This is a genomic window from Bradyrhizobium sp. dw_411, from assembly GCF_018449695.1.
Taxonomy (GTDB): domain Bacteria; phylum Pseudomonadota; class Alphaproteobacteria; order Rhizobiales; family Xanthobacteraceae; genus Bradyrhizobium.
In genome coordinates, this window is sequence record NZ_JAAVUY010000014.1 from 202,726 (window position 1) to 217,789 (window position 15,064).

Consider the following 15,064-nt stretch of genomic DNA (forward strand, 5'->3'; position numbering starts at 1 on the left):
TGCTCGAACTCAAGCCAGCCGGCTCTCGATGGCGAAGCGCACAAGCTCCGATGACGAGCGCAGACCAAGCTTCTGGCGAATGATGGATGAGGTATTGGCAATCGTCTTGTAGGACGCATGGACCAGCCAGGCGATCTCCGAAAGACTTTTGCCGACGCTGAGGAGCCGCAAGATCTCGATCTCGCGCGGCGTCAGTTTCGACAACGGGCTCTGGGCCACCGCGGGCCCAGCGAACGCAATGCGTCGTGCGATCTCTGCGGGCAGATAAACCCCGCCGTTTCCGACCTCCTTGATGGCCTCGACGAGGTCACAGGGGTCGCCCGATTTCGAGACATAACCCTTGGCGCCGATTTCGATCGCACGCGCGGCGAATACCGGATCGTCATTCATGCTGAACATGATGATGCGTGCGGATGCCGTGTCCGCAAGAATGCGTCGCGCCAGTTCGAATCCCGAAACGGTCGGCAGATTGATATCGACCACGCAGACATCGGGCCTTTCGGCGGCAAACGAGCGCTCGCCGCTCTCGGCGTCACAGGCTTCCAATATCTCGATATCATCATTGCCCGCGAACAACGCCCGGCAACCCGAAGCCACGATAGGATGATCGTCAACGATTAGAACACGCATGGGCGCTGGTCCAAATTCTGTGTCAACTCATGTTGCGTTGCATCAGACGGAGCGAAAGAAAATTCACCCTGGCGTTGCCACCTGACTGCGTTGTGCATCCCGGGCAGACTTGCTGTACGGTTCCATTAGATAACCACGCTTTTTCTCTGTCAACGCTCCTCTTGGGTAACCAGCGCGGCATGGCCTTGGACGAAGATACTGGACGAATACATGTGGCAAAAATTATCTTTGCGCGCCCGCCTGATCACGCTGCTCGCGCTCGTTCTCATCCTCGGCCTGACCATCAATATCACACGGCTCGTGCTGGAGGCCGGACCTCGGGTGCAGGCTGAGGATCAAAGCGTCATCCGACTGGCCAGAGAATTCATCGAAACATTGGTCGTCAGCCTGAACGAAACCGCGGACCCCGATGCACGGCTGAACCAGATCATTCAGGACCTCAACCGGCTGCGGCACGTCAGTATCACGCGGCAGGAGGACACGCCTGAGGTCAAGCCCGCGACGACCGCCGATCGGGATGACGATCCCGAGCCGTCTTCGGTTCCCGTGTGGTTCGTCGCCCTGGTTCATCCGGAAAAAACCGCCGTCAATGTGCCGATCTCGATTCACGGAAAACCGGGATCGCTGGTCATCACGTCGCACCCGGACGATGAGATGAACGAGATTTGGGACGGGATCGTTACCCAGCTCCAGGTCGGCTCGGCGATTGCGGCCGCGCTGTTCCTGCTGACGATGCTGGTGGTCAACCGCGCACTGGCCCCGCTGCAGTCGTTGTCGCACGCGATGACGCATATCGAGGCCGGCGCCTATGACACGCGTGTCGAACCCGCAGGCTCACCTGAACTCGCGGCGATCTGCACCCGACTGAATCATCTTGCCGCAACGCTGGGGGACGCGATGGAGGAGAAGCGGCGGTTGGCCGAAACCGCGGTTTCCCTGCAGGATGCCGAACGCAAGGAAATCGCCAGGGAATTGCATGATGAATTCGGCCCCTATCTGTTTGCGCTGCGGGCACATGCGAGCTCGCTGATGCGAACTGCGGATTTGCTTGAGCCGCACACAGACGCCTTGCGCAGACATGGCGACGCCATCCTTGAACAGATAAACGCCCTGCAGCAGTTCAATCGGCGGGTCCTTGAAAGACTGCGGCCGGTAGGATTAGCGGAGCTTGGCCTGAGCGAGGCGATCGGCGCGCTTCTGCGCCTGTGGGGCGAGTCGCATCCGGGCGTAGCGATCGAAACCACGATTTCGAAGTCTCTCGGCGAGACCGGCGAAACGGCGCAACTGACGATCTATCGCGTTATCCAGGAGGCCCTGACCAACGTGTTTCGCCACGCCGGCGCGACACATGTCGAGATCACCGTGACGCCGGCGCCAGCGCGCCAGGCAGCAGGCGGCGCTGTGGACACCAACGCAATTGCGGTCAGCGTCCGCGACAACGGCGCCGGCCTTCCGATCGATCACAAGCAAGGGCTCGGCATGATCGGGATGCGCGAGCGGGTGCTGGCGCTGGGCGGCACCATGACGGTGGCGTCGACCGATCAGGGCGTCACCGTGGAAGCACTGGTTCCCTGCGGGATACGGCAACTCGACGCCGCCGAACAGGTCTAAGCGCCCCGAACTCGCAGGCGCCTTGCCCGACATTGACCGGGATATCGGGCGTCACTACCTTTGTAAGGCGGGTGAGGAACACACGGTCACCGGCGGAATTCGTCTTCCAACCGCAATCAGGAAAGGTCACACCATGATCTCGCGACGTATGTTCGTTGTTTCATTGGCGGTGGGGACACTGCTGGCTACCGGATTGTCCGTCTCGGCGAAATCCGGGCTCAGCCTGATCCGCCTGCTCGACACCGACAATGACGGCACGGTTGATCTCCGGGAAGCCAAGGCCGCGGCTTCGGCGATGTTTGACCGGTTGGAGCGTGACAAGGACGGCACGCTGGACAAACGTGAATTGTCCCGAAGACTGTCGGCCAAGGAATTGGCGGCCGCCGATCCCGACCACGACGGCACGCTCACAAAGGAAGAATATCTCGCGGTCGTCGAAGCGCGCTTTCGCGCTGCCGATCCGGACCATGATGGTACATTGGATGCCAAAGAACTGAAGAGCGGCCCCGGCCGCGCTCTGTTGCGACTTCTAAAATAGCCTGGGGTCGGGACCTTTGTGGCCTGAATAGGCACTCTCCGTCGTTATCAATGAGCGGATCGGGAATTATTCCCGAAAATTTCGGGATTAACTCGGCCATAACAGCCGGACGTTTTGCGGCTAGTCGGCCCCGATCCGCACATTGATAATGTTGCTTACCCAATCGGCGAAAACAGAACAGCCGGGGGGTTTGGGAGTGAAACAGATGAGTGCTCGGTATCTATTGGCCGCAACGCTGTCGATATGCCTGTTTTCCGCAAGCGAACAGGCATTTGCCCAAACGACGTCCGGCGCCACCCAGACCCTGCCTCCGGTCACGGTCACCGGAACGAAGTCAGGCACCAAACGCGGCAGCGACCAGCGCGCAACCCGCCGGGTTCGCGCCATACCCACGGTACTGATTTATCCGACAACACCGCTTGCCGGTGCCGGCATCGATCCCGACAAGGTGCCGTCGAGCGTCAACGTCGTCGACGCCGATCAGATCAAGCAGACCGGGTCGCTGAACATCACCGATTCATTGCAACGATTTGTGCCGGGCGTTTCCATCAATGAAGTTGCCGGCAATCCATTTACGCCGAACGTCGAATTTCGCGGTTATGTTGGATCTCCGGTGTCCGGCACCCCGCAAGGGCTCGCGGTCTATCAAAACGGTGTACGCATCAACGAAGCGTTCGGCGACACCGTCAACTGGGATCTGATTCCGACCGCCGCCATCAAGTCCGTGAATCTCGTGACCAACAATCCCGCATTCGGGCTGAATGCGCTGGGCGGCGCCGTCGTCGTCGAGATGAAAGACGGCTTCAACTACCACGGCGCCGAAATCGACACGATGGGCGGATCGTTCGGCCGGGTGCAAAGCTCCGCGCAGTGGGGCAAGCAGATCGACAATTTTGCGACCTACGTCGCCCTCGAAGGCGTGCACGACGACGGATTTCGCAATTTTTCCGCGTCGAACATTCGCCGCTTCTATGGCGACATCGGCGCCAAGAACGATCAGGCTGAATTCCACCTCAACCTCGGCGCAGCCAAAAATGACTTCGGCGCGTCCGCGACCGTCCCGGTCGAATTGCTGCAGCAATATTACGGCGCCACCTACACCACGCCGCAAACCTCGAACAACAACGTCGCCTATGCCAATCTGACCGGCAAGGTCGAGGTCACGCCGACATGGTCGCTGGATGGTGTCGCGCATGTGCGGGTATTCGATCAGAAGACCCAGGATGGCAATCCGACCGGTGCTCAGCCCTGCGACGCCGATGCGACAACGCTTTGCTTTGGCGACGGCAGCACACCGGCAAACGGTCTGAATGGAGCCCAGCTCGCCAATCCGTTCGATCCGAGCGCGACGCTGGGAGAAAACGACCGCACCACGACGCACACGACAACGACCGGCGTCTCGCTACAGGCCACCAATACCGATCAGCTGTTCGGACACAACAACCATTTCGTGGTCGGCGCCAGCTTCGACTCCAGCGTGACCAACTTCACGGCCAGCGCCGAGCTTGGCACCATCGGCACCAATTACGTCGTCAGCGGCAGCGGAATATTTCTCGGCCAATCCGGCGATCCCGTCTCGATCGGTCCGGTCTCGCTTCGCACCACCAATCAATATACCGGGCTCTATGCACTCGATGCCTTCGATGTCACCAAGGCCTTCACGATCACGGCGGGCGGACGGTTCAATGTCGCCGACATCGGTTTGCAAAGCCAGCTTCCACCCGCGCCCGGCACTTCGCTTGACGGCAACAGCACCTACACCCGATTCAATCCAATCATCGGCGGCACCTACAAGATCACGTCATCCCTGACGGCCTATGCCGGCTACTCCGAAGCCAATCGCGCGCCGACCCCGCTGGAACTCGGATGCGCCGATCCCGCGCATCCCTGCATCGTCGCGGCGTTTCTGGTCTCCGATCCGCCGCTGAAACAGGTCGTGTCCCACACCGTGGAAGCGGGACTGCGCGGCACGCATGACCTCAATATCGGCAAGCTTGGCTGGAAGCTCGGGGTCTACCGTGCGGATAACACCGACGATATCCTGGCCATTCCCAGCCCGGTCCTGCAGGGATTCGGCTATTTCCAGAACGTCGGCTCAACCCGGCGCCAGGGCATCGAGGCGGAAGTCAATCTCAAATCGGACAGGCTGCAACTCAACGCCAGCTATACGCTCGTCGATGCGCGGTTCCTCGACGCGTTGCAGGTCGGCTCCAACAGCCCCTTCGCCGACGCCAACGGCAATGTGCAGATTACGCCGGGCAATCAAATCCCGGCGATCCCGCGCAACCGGGTCAAGGCCGGCTTCGATTATTTCGTCACCGACAAATTCAAGGTCGGCGGCGACGCGCTTTACTACAGCAGCCAGTATTTCGTCGGCGACGAATCCAATCAGGCGCCGAAACTATCAGGCTATTCGGTGTTCAACCTGCACTCGTCCTATCAGATCACCCGGAATATCCAGGTCTATGCGCGCGCGGACAATATCTTCAACAACCAGTATTCGACCTACGGAACCTTCTTCGATACCGGCGATGTTCCCAATTTCGGTAATGGCGGCGCGCCCTTCACCGACCCGCGCTCGGTCAGCCCGGCGCGGCCGCGGGCCTTCTACACCGGCATGAAGGTGACGTTCTGAAGCGGCAGGCTAACTTCCTTGGGATTAGATCGATCTGCAACGGCAGCGAAGGTGCGCCCCCTCTCCCCTTGTGGGAGAGGGTCGGGGTAAGGGGTTCAGGTCTATCGATGGACCGTGCCCCCTCACCCGGATCGCATCTACGATGCGATCCGACCTCTCCCACAAGGGGAGAGGTGAAGTAAACTACCGGTGGACCGATTTCAATTTAATGCCAACTCGCCCTAGCCTGCCGCGGTATTACGCCGCGCCAGGAAGCCGCGTGCCGGATCGTAAGCCAGGATCGCGCCGAACAGAAACACCATTGTGCAACCGGCGACGACACCCAGCGAAACCCACGCCACCTGCTCATAGAGCGCGAAACGAATCAGCTCCGTCGCGTGGGTGAACGGATTGAGCTCGCATATATAGAACAGCAGCGGACTCGACTCCTTGACGCGCCACAAGGGGTAGAGCGCGGAGGAGGCAAAGAACATCGGAAAAATGACAAAGTTCATTACGCCGGCAAAATTCTCGAGCTGCTTGATCAGCGACGAAATCAGCATGCCCAGCGCGCCCAGCATGAACCCGCTCAGCAACAGCGCCGGCAAAAGGCAGAGATAGCCGAGCGGCGGCGCCTCGATCTCCCAGAACCAGGCGATCAGCAGAAAAGCATAGGCCTGCAGAATAGACACCAGCGTGCCCGCCAGCAGCTTCGATGTCAGCAACCACCAGCGCGGGAACGGACTGACGAGCAGCGTGCGCATGCCGCCGGTCTCGCGGTCATAGACCATCGTCAGCGACGATTGCATGCCGTTGAAAAGCTGGATCATCGCGATCAGTCCGGGCGCGATGTAGACCTCGTAGAGCACATAGGTCTCGTAGGGCGGAATGATCGAGAGGCCAAGCACCTGGCGAAACCCGGCGGCAAAAATAAACAGCCATACCAGCGGGCGTACCAGCGCCGAAACGAAACGCTCGCGCTGGTGAATGAAGCGCAACGCTTCGCGCCAGACGATGCCCTTGAGGCAGATGATATACTGCGCCAGCGTGAAGCTATGTCTGTCAGTGGCTTCAGTAGCGATCGTCATCCGGCGGATTCCAGTGCGCCCTGATCGGCATTTCCGGTCAAGCGATAGAACGCATCGCGCAGATCGGCGCCGCCGGACTTTCCGACGACATCAGAGATCGCGCCATCGGCAAGCACGCTGCCCTTATGCAGCACCACAACATCATCTCCCGCGCCGGCCTCATCGATCAGATGCGTCGCCCAGAGCACGCCGATGCCCTGCTCTGTCGAGAGCCGGCGAACGTGATCGAGAATGTCGGCGCGCGCCTTGATGTCGAGGCCAACCGTCGGCTCGTCGAGCAGAAGCAGACGCGGCTGATGCAGCAAGGCGCGGGCGATCTCGATCCGGCGCATCTGGCCGATCGAGAGATTTCCAACGCGATCCTCGGCGCGGTCGGCCATCGTCACACGATCGAGGACTTGCGCAATCAACTCATTGGCTCGCCGGCTGCCGATACCGTGCAGCGCAGCATGATACAGCAGGTTCTGCCGGACCGAGATGTCGATGTCGAGCGCACGGGACTGGAACACGACACCGAGTTTGCTCAAAGCCGCCCCGGGTTCGCTTGCCACATCATGCCCGAAGATGCGGATTTTTCCGGATCGGATCGCATAGAGACGGGTGATCAGCGAAAACAGCGTCGACTTGCCGGCGCCGTTCAATCCCAACAATACGGTAAAGGACGACTGCCGCACCGTCAGGCTCACATCATTCAACGCGACCCGCGCACCGTAGCGATGGCTGACATGGTCAACATCGAGCGCCGGGACCTGAGCGAACTCGGATGACTTCACACCCATTTCCGAAGACATCGTTTCCATCTGCAGGCGGACGCGCAGACATTCAGGTTCATGACAGCGATTTAGCCTACCACGTTGCGTGCAGCAAGCGCCCGCGCGCCAACTTGACCGGGATTGCCGATCCTGACAAATTTGAACTTAAGGCAGAATGCACCACCGCGCATGTTTGCGTTGCAGCGCCGGACCACATCCTTTCTGTCGCGCAAGGCATCTGTGGGAGGCGTTGAGATGACGGGTTTGCGCACTTTCCTTCGATCAAGCGCGCTTTTGACCGCCCTGATCATCGCGACGGCGCCCCGCGCCATCGCCGAGGATCTCAACGATTATCCGACCTCGGCGCGCGCAGAATATGTCTTCGGTTGCATGAAGGCCAACGGCGAAACCCAGGAAATTCTGCAGAAATGCTCCTGCTCGATCGACGTGATCGCCTCGCTGATTCCCTATGACCGCTATGTCACGACCGAAACCATCCTGTCGATGTCTCAGGTCACCGGACCGGTCGGGTCCGAGTTTCGATCGACCGAACCCGCAAAGCTGGCCCTGCAGGAATTCCGCCGGGCCCAGGCCGAAGCGGAAGTCCGCTGCTTTTAAGCGTGATGGCATTAGGTTGATCGGTCTGTCAGTGGGTCACTTACCTCTCCCGCTTGCGGGGGAGGTCGACGCGCTCGCAAGAGCGCGGCGGGTGGGGGAATTCTATCCTCCCCTCAACTCGCGCGTTTTGCGGAGAAACCCCCACCCCGGCCCTCCCCCGCAAGCGGGAGAGGGAGCGCACTTCCGTTGCTGTTACAGATCAATCTAATCTCATCATGCTCCAGACAAGCGGCGCTACAATACCGACTTTTCCAGCGACCATTCGTCCCTGAACACTTTCCGGCTGGTGTCGGTGGCCTCGACGCGAAACTTGTCGATGCCGTTCGGCTTGAAATTGAACCGCAGGTTCGGGTCTTCTGAGATAGCGATGCCGCCTTCCATCTCAACCAGCAAAGCGTCGCCCTGCCATATCTTGAGATTCTCGACAAAGAACGGCGGGATGTAGAGCCGCGTCAACTGGTCCATCTGCAGGCCTGAATTCTGCGGATGACGCATCATGAGCTGGGCTTCCGGCAACCCTCCTGACTCTGGCCGGAAGGTGCGGAACTTCATCTGTCCGAGCATCGATTTGGTGGCATCGGCGTTCGATGAGGCCGGCGCGGAACATCCACCGGACGCCTTCACGAAGGTCTTGACGCCGTAAAGTTTGCCGTCGCTGAGTTCGGCGACCAGCCGCACATAGGAATAGGTGTTGACGCGCACGCGCGTCGAAATCGAGGTCACGCCGGAGCGTGGGCCGATCGTGAAAGTTCCCGCGACCGGCGCGGGATTTTCGTCAATGACCAGCGTCATCGATTGCAGCGTGCGCTTGTCGTCGCCGGTGAAATTGACATGCATGCCGATCGGCACCACGGCCGCATCGTCGGCGCGCCGCGGTGCATCGAGAACCACGAGCCCGGCGCCATCGAGAATCGGCCGTCCCTTGAAGATGTCGTCCTTGATGCTGTTCCAGGTGTCTTCGGAGGGCTGGTCCTGGCCGGCAACTGCTTGCGCACGCAGAGCCGTCGGCGCCGCAACAAGAACCATAGCCATCAGCGCGGAAGCAATCACTCTGGAGAAGGTCGACATGGTCGAATTCCACTTCCACAATGAAACAGCGTCACGACAAAATATATGAATCAACGGCCAGCAGCAAGTTGCACTGCAACCGGCGGATTTCACGCCCGTCGATTCCTCACTCCCATTCGAGTTCGCTGAATGCCGCGATGACGTTGCGTGAGCCGTATTCGTCGAACAGTTTCCAGCGGGACCGTTCGCTTCGCCCCGCTTCTTTGGCGGCCTGCGAGAGCGGCATTCCCCTGGCAATGAGCGGACGCAATTCGTCGACCAGGCCATTGAAGTAACGGCGTTCATCTTCCACCGCACCCCGCCAATCGCTGACGACAGGGCCATGTCCGGGGATGACACGGTCGGCGGCAAAGCTCAGCAGTTCCCGGGAGTCGGCAAGAAAGCCGCGAATACTGCCGTCCAGCACCGGCACGTGCTCCACGAACAGCAGATCGCCGGCGAACAGGGTCGACGTTGCGCTATCGAACACCGTCAAATCGCTGTCGGTGTGCCCCGCCTGCCACGCCCTGAGGGTCAGCTTGCGGCCGCCGAGATCGATTTGCATTTCGTCGTCGACCAATAGCGTGGGCGGAACAATTTTCACTTCATTGATGAGCGCATCGCCGAGCACATCCCGGAACGCCTTCAGATAAAACTCGCCCCGCGCCGTCATCGCGCGCGGCAGGTTCCTGTGCCCCACGAATGTGGTTCCGTCCTGCACGAACGCCGCATTGCCAAAAATATGATCCGGGTGAATGTGCGTGTTGATGACATAGCGAACCGGCTTGGACGTCACCGCACGGATCGCGGCGAGCAGGCGCGCGCCGACGCGAACGCTTCCGCCGGAATCGACCACCGCGACGGCATCTTCGCCGACAATGAAACCGAGGTTGGACGCGTCCCCCTGATTTGCCTCGTTCATCAGATCGATATGGCCGATATGGACGTAAACACCCGGTGCCACAGCAGAAACCGTTAGCGGTTCCTCGCGCGCGAAACTCTCGCGCGGCGCTCCGCCCAAAACGATCAGCGCCAGGACGATGCCGATCCCGGCCGCGACGTACCTCCGGCCTTCGACGCGCCTGATCATCAACGCTGAGTTCATCGAGACTCTTTCCGAGACCGCGAGGAGTTCATCTATCACAAGCGGGAGGCCTGTATTCGGGAGGAATTGTGACGGTTCCCGTTCACGCTGCAGTGCAAGATGTTTCAAAGGCGAACATCGAGCTACGCTTCGCTACCGCGCAAGCGCGCTTCCCTCTCGGACAAGTTTTTAGTCCCGGACTAGATAGGATGGCGCCAGAGCGTCTTCGTCCATAACAGCAGAACGCGACAAAATGCCGGCACCAACTTTACGCCGTTTTCCCGGGTTGGCCGTCATACTGGCCGGGCTTCTGTTCGGATTCGCGCTCTTGATGCGGCCAACCGGAGCTCATGCCCAAACCAGCGACGCCGATAAGGGTGCGCTCGAACTTGTCGACCCCGACGTGTTCCGCGCCTGCGGCGATCCGCGCAATCTGCCGTTCTCCAACGACAAGGGCGAGGGCTTCGAGAACAAGCTCGCCGAACTGTTCGCCGCCAAGCTCGGCAAAAAACTCAGCTACACATATTTTCCGCAGGCCACCGGATTCGTCCGGATGACGCTGGGCTCGTATCGCTGCGATATCATCATGGGATTTCCGCAAGGCGACGATCAGGCCCAGTTGACCGTCCCCTATTACAAGACGACCTACGCGCTGGTCTTCAAGCCCGGCAGCGGCCTTGAAGACGTCACTGCCATCAGCGATCCCAGACTCAAGGATAAGCGGATCGGCATCGTGGCAAGGACACCGCCCAGCACCAATATGGCGATAAACGGCCTTTTGGGCCGCGCCAAGTCCTACCCGCTTTTCGTCGATACACGGACGGATTCTTCGGCGCAGGCCATGATGGACGACCTCGCCCACGGCGAGATCGATTGCGGCATCTTGTGGGGACCGATGGCGGGCTATTACGCCAGGCAGGCCAACCCGCCGATGACCGTCGTGCCGCTGACCAAGGAAACGACGGGTCCGCAAATGACCTATCGCATCGGCATGGCGGTTCGCGTCGCGGACCAGGAATGGAAGCGCACGCTCAACCGGCTGATCATGGAGAACCAGACCGAGATCAACAAGCTCCTGATCAGCTACAACATCCCGATACTGGACGACACCAATACGCCGATCACATCCGAGACGCTTGCCAAACGGCCATGAACAGGACCGTTGTCGGTTTCGCGCTCATCGTGATGATCGTTGCCGCCGGCAAATCGGCCGTGGCCGGCGTACCGGAACCGGATGGCTATCGCCTCGAAAACTATCGCTCGCCGACACCAGCCACGCTGCAAGGCGTCAGGGTCATTGGCACGGTTGAGGCGGAAAAAATCTGGCGCAGTCATTCGGCTTCCTTTGTCGATGTGCTGCCAAGGCCGCCACGGCCACGGAACCTGCCGGAAGGCACGCTTTGGCGTGACACGCCGCGGAGCAATATTCCCGGCAGCATCTGGTTGCCCGACACCGGATATGGCGCACTGGCGCCCAATATGGCCGACTATTTCTCCAAAGGTTTGGACAAGGCGACGAACGGCGATCGCGCCAAAGTTCTGGTCCTGTATTGCCTTGCGGATTGCTGGATGTCGTGGAACGCGGCCAAGCGCGCACGCTCGCTCGGCTATTCCAATGTGGTTTGGTATCCCGAGGGGACGGACGGCTGGCTTGCCGCCGGCCTTCCAGTGCAGCCGGCGGAGCCGGAGTCGCGGCCCGATCAATGAACCGATCCACGGATTCTATTTCGTCTGCGCTTTCAAACCGCCTTGCAGATCGTCCTGAATCGCGCGCCCCAGATCGAACAGCCGCTTCTCGATCAGGACAGGCACATCGCATATGTAGGCCGTCGACCTTCGACGATCCTCGAAAATGCGCGTTTGCCACGCGAGCTGGCTAGCAAGATTCTCGCTCTGGGCCGGATCGCCATTTGCTTTGTCCTGGGCTTCGCGCATCTTCTGGGCCATGGCGCGAATTTCCTCGGCGGCGCCCTTCTGTTTGCGTGAAAAACGCTCGATCCCGTTCATCACCTGATCGCGCTGCGCGTTGAGCGTCGAATACAATGCCGCAAAGAGCCTGATCGCCTTTTGTTGCCTCTCATCTTCCGTTCCGACCAGATAATCCCCAATCATTTTCCGCGCGTCCTCGATCGGTGTGCGGCGCGCTGCGACATGCGCCACCAGTTCGGCCTGTTTTGGATCGGCGGGTTTGCTGGTGTCGACGGTATCGATCGGCGCACCGTGCCAGACGCTCGCGATCGAAATCTCCGGGACCTTCAATTGCTGGCATGGCCAGTCCGGATAACGCGGATCGAGCGCCAGGGCGGACTGCGCCCAGCACATGGCCATGGCGGCCGTTGCAGCGCAAAAAATATGCCGTGAACGAAGCACGCCGCGCCTCCCTGTGAACCCGTAACCATCACCTTGTTTTTGCGATCCATCGGCGTCACCGTGGAACGGGATTTCGCCACGTGTGCGTGCGCGAACGTGGCCAGGATATAATCGATGTCCTTATGCCTAAGGCAAGTTAAATGAGAGCCATGCCGGAACGTTCCCTGGCCGGCCGCCTTTGCGCACGGGGCATCCTGATCTCTGCGCTGCTCGTCGCGCAGGAGGCCCATGGCGCTTCCATTCCAGACGCGCCGACCGTCATCCCTGCAAGCCTGCCGCGCATCGCCACGGTCGATGAGCGCTTCCAGTCCTACAACATCGAAACGGTCGAGATTACCGGCGGACGCTTCTGGAGGCCCTATCGATCGCAGCCAGATGCGGACGCATCGCGGGAAAAATATTCAAATCTATTTCAAACTCGCTCGCCCATCGATCTCAACAACACCCGATTGCGAAAGCTCGCCGCGGCGCTGGCGCCTGCCTATCTGCGCGTCAGCGGCACCTGGGCGAACAGCACTTATTTTTCGGATTCCGGCGATGAACAGTCGACGCCTCCGGCAGGCTTCAACGGCGTCCTGACCGGCCGGCGATGGCGCAGCGTGATCGATTTCGCGCAAACAGTGGATGCGCGGATCGTGACGTCATTTGGCATCAGCGCCGGCACGCGCGACGCCGCCGGCGGCTGGCAACAGGAACAGGCCGATCGGTTCATTGGCTTTACCAACTCTATCGGGGGCAAGATCGCCGCCGCAGAATTCATGAACGAGCCGGACCTTGCCGACATCGGCGGCGCACCAGCGGGCTACGACGCGGCCGCCTATGGGCGTGACTTCAAACTATTCGATGCGTTCCTGAAGCGGACGAGTCCAGAAACGATCATCCTCGGCCCCGGCACGATCGGTCAAAGCGCGCTCGCCTCGGATCTGTTCACGGCCGTCGCGCCCGGTATCGCTGCCGTTTCCTATCATTACTACGGCGCCTTGTCGCAGCGCTGCAGCGGCGACCGCACGCCACAGACCGCACTCTCCGAAGACTGGCTTGAAGGAACCGATCGGGCGCTGGCCTTCTATCGCGACCGTCGGGACCGGCTCACACCCGGCAAACCGATCTGGCTCACCGAGACCGCCGAAACCGCGTGTGGCGGCAATCCTTGGGCGCCGAGTTTTCTGGATACATTCCGCTATCTCGATCAACTCGGGCGGCTGGCCAAGGGCGGCGTTCAAGTCGTCATGCATAACACGCTGGCGGCGAGCGATTACGGTCTGCTGGACGAGAGAACGCTGGAGCCGCGGCCGAATTACTGGGGCGCGTTACTGTGGCGGCAAACCATGGGGACGTCAGTGCTGGACGCGGGTTTGCCGGTGCAAGCGGGCCTTCATGTCTATGCGCACTGCCAAAGAGGGGCGCCGGGCGGCGTGACGTTGTTGGTGATCAATACCGATCGCGATGCGCCGCATGCGCTTGTGCTGCCAACGGCGTCGATGCGCTATGTGCTCGACGCCGCAAACGCCCTCGATACGCATGTCAGGGTCAACGGCACTGCGCTCGCGCTGGGCGCAGATGATACGTTGCCGTCCATCCCGGGCGCGCCGACGCCAGCCGGGCCCGTGACCTTCGCGCCAGCCACGATCACTTTCGTGGTGATTTCGGGGGCAGAAAACAACGCGTGCCGATAGGCAGCTCAAGCTTGGCACGGACCGGGCGCCATGGCAGCTTCGTCATCGCAATATCCAACTGCCAGGGAGAGACCGTTTGCACTGCCGCGCTGTTTTTCTGGGTTCGATCGTGGTCGCCATCATGAGCGCGGTATCGGCGGCGTCCGCGGCAGAATCCGAGCGGTGTCAGGCGCTAACGCGCCGGTACGAAATAGCCCGACCACAAATCACCGCGATCGAGGTGTCACTGACGCTGTTTGCGGCGGTCGATGCCAACTGCAGCGAGTTGGTGTCGAAGCTGCTCGACCAGGGCGCGTCGGTCGATGCGCGCGACCGGCTTGGCGCCCGCCCGCTCAGCCATGCAGCGAAATCCGGTCATCCGAAGATGGTCGATCTGCTGCTGGCGCGCGGCGCTCCGATCGATGCACGTAATCTCGCCGGAGCCACCGCGCTGTATTTTGCCGCCGAAGGCAGCCATATCTCGATCGCGCAACGGCTCATCGAACGCGGCGCCGATGTCAACCTGACGGGACGCAGCGGAATCTCGCCGGTGGCCGCGGCGGCCTATGCCGGCAATGACGTGATTGTCGAAGCGCTGCTGGCCCATGGCGCCGACGCGCGAACGCCCGATGAGACCGGCAAACCGCCGATCATCTACGCGGCGGCCGGTGCGCGGCTCGACGTCGTAAAGCGGTTGCTGGCGCGAAATATCGACGTCAACGCCCGCTATTCCAACGATCTTACGGTGCTGATGTGGGCGGCCGGACCGGATGACAAGGTGCCGGAGGCGCAGGCGGTCCAGGTGATTTCATGTCTTCTGGACGCAGGCGCGCATATCGACGACCGGGACGACCGCGGCCGCACCGCGCTGATGATTGCCGCCGAAGGCGGCCACGAAGACATCGCCAATGTGCTGGTGGCACGCGGCGCGGACGCGTCGCTCAAGGACAAGGCCGGAAAACGCGCGGCGGACCTCACGCGGCTGTCGTCATTGCGCGAAAAGCTGACGCGGCCTTGAGGGGATAGCACAAACTCCATCCTTCGAGACGCGCGAAGA

At 60.8% G+C, this 15,064-nt stretch carries 14 protein-coding genes; 8 read left to right on the forward strand and 6 right to left on the reverse strand.

Annotation, left to right across the window (positions count from 1 at the left end):
* Positions 1-9 precede the first annotated feature (9 nt).
* Positions 10-630: a response regulator transcription factor gene (locus HB676_RS23690; protein WP_213740867.1), complete on the reverse strand. Its 621-nt coding sequence runs from the start codon at positions 628-630 to the stop codon at positions 10-12.
* Positions 631-840: 210 nt separating this feature from the next.
* On the opposite strand from HB676_RS23690, the gene HB676_RS23695 reads away from it, so the two are divergent.
* The 3 genes from HB676_RS23695 to HB676_RS23705 all read left to right on the forward strand — a co-directional run bounded on the left by HB676_RS23695 (position 841) and on the right by HB676_RS23705 (position 5,414).
* On the forward strand, positions 841-2,241 hold the full coding sequence (locus HB676_RS23695) for a histidine kinase (protein ID WP_213740869.1): 1,401 nt from the start codon (positions 841-843) through the stop codon (positions 2,239-2,241).
* Between the two features lie 133 nt (positions 2,242-2,374).
* On the forward strand, positions 2,375-2,779 hold the full coding sequence (locus HB676_RS23700; RefSeq protein ID WP_213740870.1) for an EF-hand domain-containing protein: 405 nt from the start codon (positions 2,375-2,377) through the stop codon (positions 2,777-2,779).
* A 205-nt stretch (positions 2,780-2,984) separates the two neighbouring features.
* Positions 2,985-5,414: a TonB-dependent receptor gene (locus HB676_RS23705; RefSeq protein WP_213740871.1), complete on the forward strand. Its 2,430-nt coding sequence runs from the start codon at positions 2,985-2,987 to the stop codon at positions 5,412-5,414.
* A gap of 221 nt (positions 5,415-5,635) precedes the next feature.
* Here HB676_RS23705 and HB676_RS23710 read toward each other — a convergent pair whose 3' ends face one another.
* Together HB676_RS23710 and HB676_RS23715 are read right to left on the reverse strand one after the other, a co-directional pair.
* Entirely contained in the window at positions 5,636-6,481 is an 846-nt protein-coding gene (locus HB676_RS23710; protein WP_213740872.1) for an ABC transporter permease, read from the reverse strand.
* Entirely contained in the window at positions 6,478-7,254 is a 777-nt protein-coding gene (locus tag HB676_RS23715) for an ABC transporter ATP-binding protein (RefSeq protein ID WP_346347412.1), read from the reverse strand. Before HB676_RS23715 ends, HB676_RS23710 begins: the two co-directional genes overlap by 4 nt.
* A 234-nt stretch (positions 7,255-7,488) precedes the next feature.
* Between HB676_RS23715 and HB676_RS23720 the strand changes: the two genes are divergently transcribed.
* Entirely contained in the window at positions 7,489-7,851 is a 363-nt protein-coding gene (locus tag HB676_RS23720) for a hypothetical protein (RefSeq protein WP_213740874.1), read from the forward strand.
* A 234-nt stretch (positions 7,852-8,085) separates the two neighbouring features.
* Here HB676_RS23720 and HB676_RS23725 read toward each other — a convergent pair whose 3' ends face one another.
* Together HB676_RS23725 and HB676_RS23730 are read right to left on the reverse strand one after the other, a co-directional pair.
* Positions 8,086-8,919: a quinoprotein dehydrogenase-associated SoxYZ-like carrier gene (locus HB676_RS23725; RefSeq protein ID WP_213740875.1), complete on the reverse strand. Its 834-nt coding sequence runs from the start codon at positions 8,917-8,919 to the stop codon at positions 8,086-8,088.
* A 106-nt stretch (positions 8,920-9,025) separates the two neighbouring features.
* Positions 9,026-10,003 carry a quinoprotein relay system zinc metallohydrolase 2 gene (locus HB676_RS23730; RefSeq protein WP_249780423.1) on the reverse strand — a complete coding sequence of 326 codons (978 nt, stop codon included), beginning with the start codon at positions 10,001-10,003 and terminating at the stop codon, positions 9,026-9,028.
* A gap of 310 nt (positions 10,004-10,313) precedes the next feature.
* On the opposite strand from HB676_RS23730, the gene HB676_RS23735 reads away from it, so the two are divergent.
* Complete coding sequence (locus tag HB676_RS23735) at positions 10,314-11,135, forward strand: substrate-binding domain-containing protein (RefSeq protein WP_249780438.1); 822 nt, start codon at positions 10,314-10,316, stop codon at positions 11,133-11,135.
* Between the two features lie 32 nt (positions 11,136-11,167).
* On the forward strand, positions 11,168-11,689 hold the full coding sequence (locus HB676_RS23740) for a PQQ-dependent catabolism-associated CXXCW motif protein (RefSeq protein ID WP_249780439.1): 522 nt from the start codon (positions 11,168-11,170) through the stop codon (positions 11,687-11,689).
* A 15-nt stretch (positions 11,690-11,704) separates the two neighbouring features.
* Here the strand turns inward: HB676_RS23740 and HB676_RS23745 are convergent, their stop codons facing one another.
* On the reverse strand, positions 11,705-12,310 hold the full coding sequence (locus tag HB676_RS23745; protein ID WP_213740878.1) for a hypothetical protein: 606 nt from the start codon (positions 12,308-12,310) through the stop codon (positions 11,705-11,707).
* A gap of 191 nt (positions 12,311-12,501) precedes the next feature.
* On the opposite strand from HB676_RS23745, the gene HB676_RS23750 reads away from it, so the two are divergent.
* Together HB676_RS23750 and HB676_RS23755 are read left to right on the forward strand one after the other, a co-directional pair.
* The gene (locus HB676_RS23750; protein WP_213740879.1) at positions 12,502-14,028 is read left to right on the forward strand and encodes a hypothetical protein; all 1,527 of its coding nucleotides are present in this window, start codon (positions 12,502-12,504) and stop codon (positions 14,026-14,028) included.
* Positions 14,029-14,104: 76 nt separating this feature from the next.
* Positions 14,105-15,025: an ankyrin repeat domain-containing protein gene (locus tag HB676_RS23755; RefSeq protein ID WP_213740880.1), complete on the forward strand. Its 921-nt coding sequence runs from the start codon at positions 14,105-14,107 to the stop codon at positions 15,023-15,025.
* Positions 15,026-15,064: the final 39 nt, after the last annotated feature.

Bases quoted from the DNA above. Each gene is read 5' to 3' on its own strand.
- HB676_RS23730 (WP_249780423.1), bottom strand. From the start codon at position 10,003: ATGAACTCAGCGTTGATGATCAGGCGCGTCGAAGGCCGGAGGTACGTC.
- HB676_RS23740 (WP_249780439.1), top strand. From the start codon at position 11,168: ATGATCGTTGCCGCCGGCAAATCGGCCGTGGCCGGCGTACCGGAACCG.
- HB676_RS23705 (WP_213740871.1), top strand. From the start codon at position 2,985: ATGAGTGCTCGGTATCTATTGGCCGCAACGCTGTCGATATGCCTGTTT.
- HB676_RS23695 (WP_213740869.1), top strand. From the start codon at position 841: ATGTGGCAAAAATTATCTTTGCGCGCCCGCCTGATCACGCTGCTCGCG.
- HB676_RS23745 (WP_213740878.1), bottom strand. From the start codon at position 12,310: ATGGCCATGTGCTGGGCGCAGTCCGCCCTGGCGCTCGATCCGCGTTAT.
- HB676_RS23690 (WP_213740867.1), bottom strand. From the start codon at position 630: ATGCGTGTTCTAATCGTTGACGATCATCCTATCGTGGCTTCGGGTTGC.
- HB676_RS23720 (WP_213740874.1), top strand. From the start codon at position 7,489: ATGACGGGTTTGCGCACTTTCCTTCGATCAAGCGCGCTTTTGACCGCC.
- HB676_RS23725 (WP_213740875.1), bottom strand. From the start codon at position 8,919: ATGTCGACCTTCTCCAGAGTGATTGCTTCCGCGCTGATGGCTATGGTT.
- HB676_RS23735 (WP_249780438.1), top strand. From the start codon at position 10,314: ATGCGGCCAACCGGAGCTCATGCCCAAACCAGCGACGCCGATAAGGGT.
- HB676_RS23750 (WP_213740879.1), top strand. From the start codon at position 12,502: ATGCCGGAACGTTCCCTGGCCGGCCGCCTTTGCGCACGGGGCATCCTG.
- HB676_RS23710 (WP_213740872.1), bottom strand. From the start codon at position 6,481: ATGACGATCGCTACTGAAGCCACTGACAGACATAGCTTCACGCTGGCG.
- HB676_RS23700 (WP_213740870.1), top strand. From the start codon at position 2,375: ATGATCTCGCGACGTATGTTCGTTGTTTCATTGGCGGTGGGGACACTG.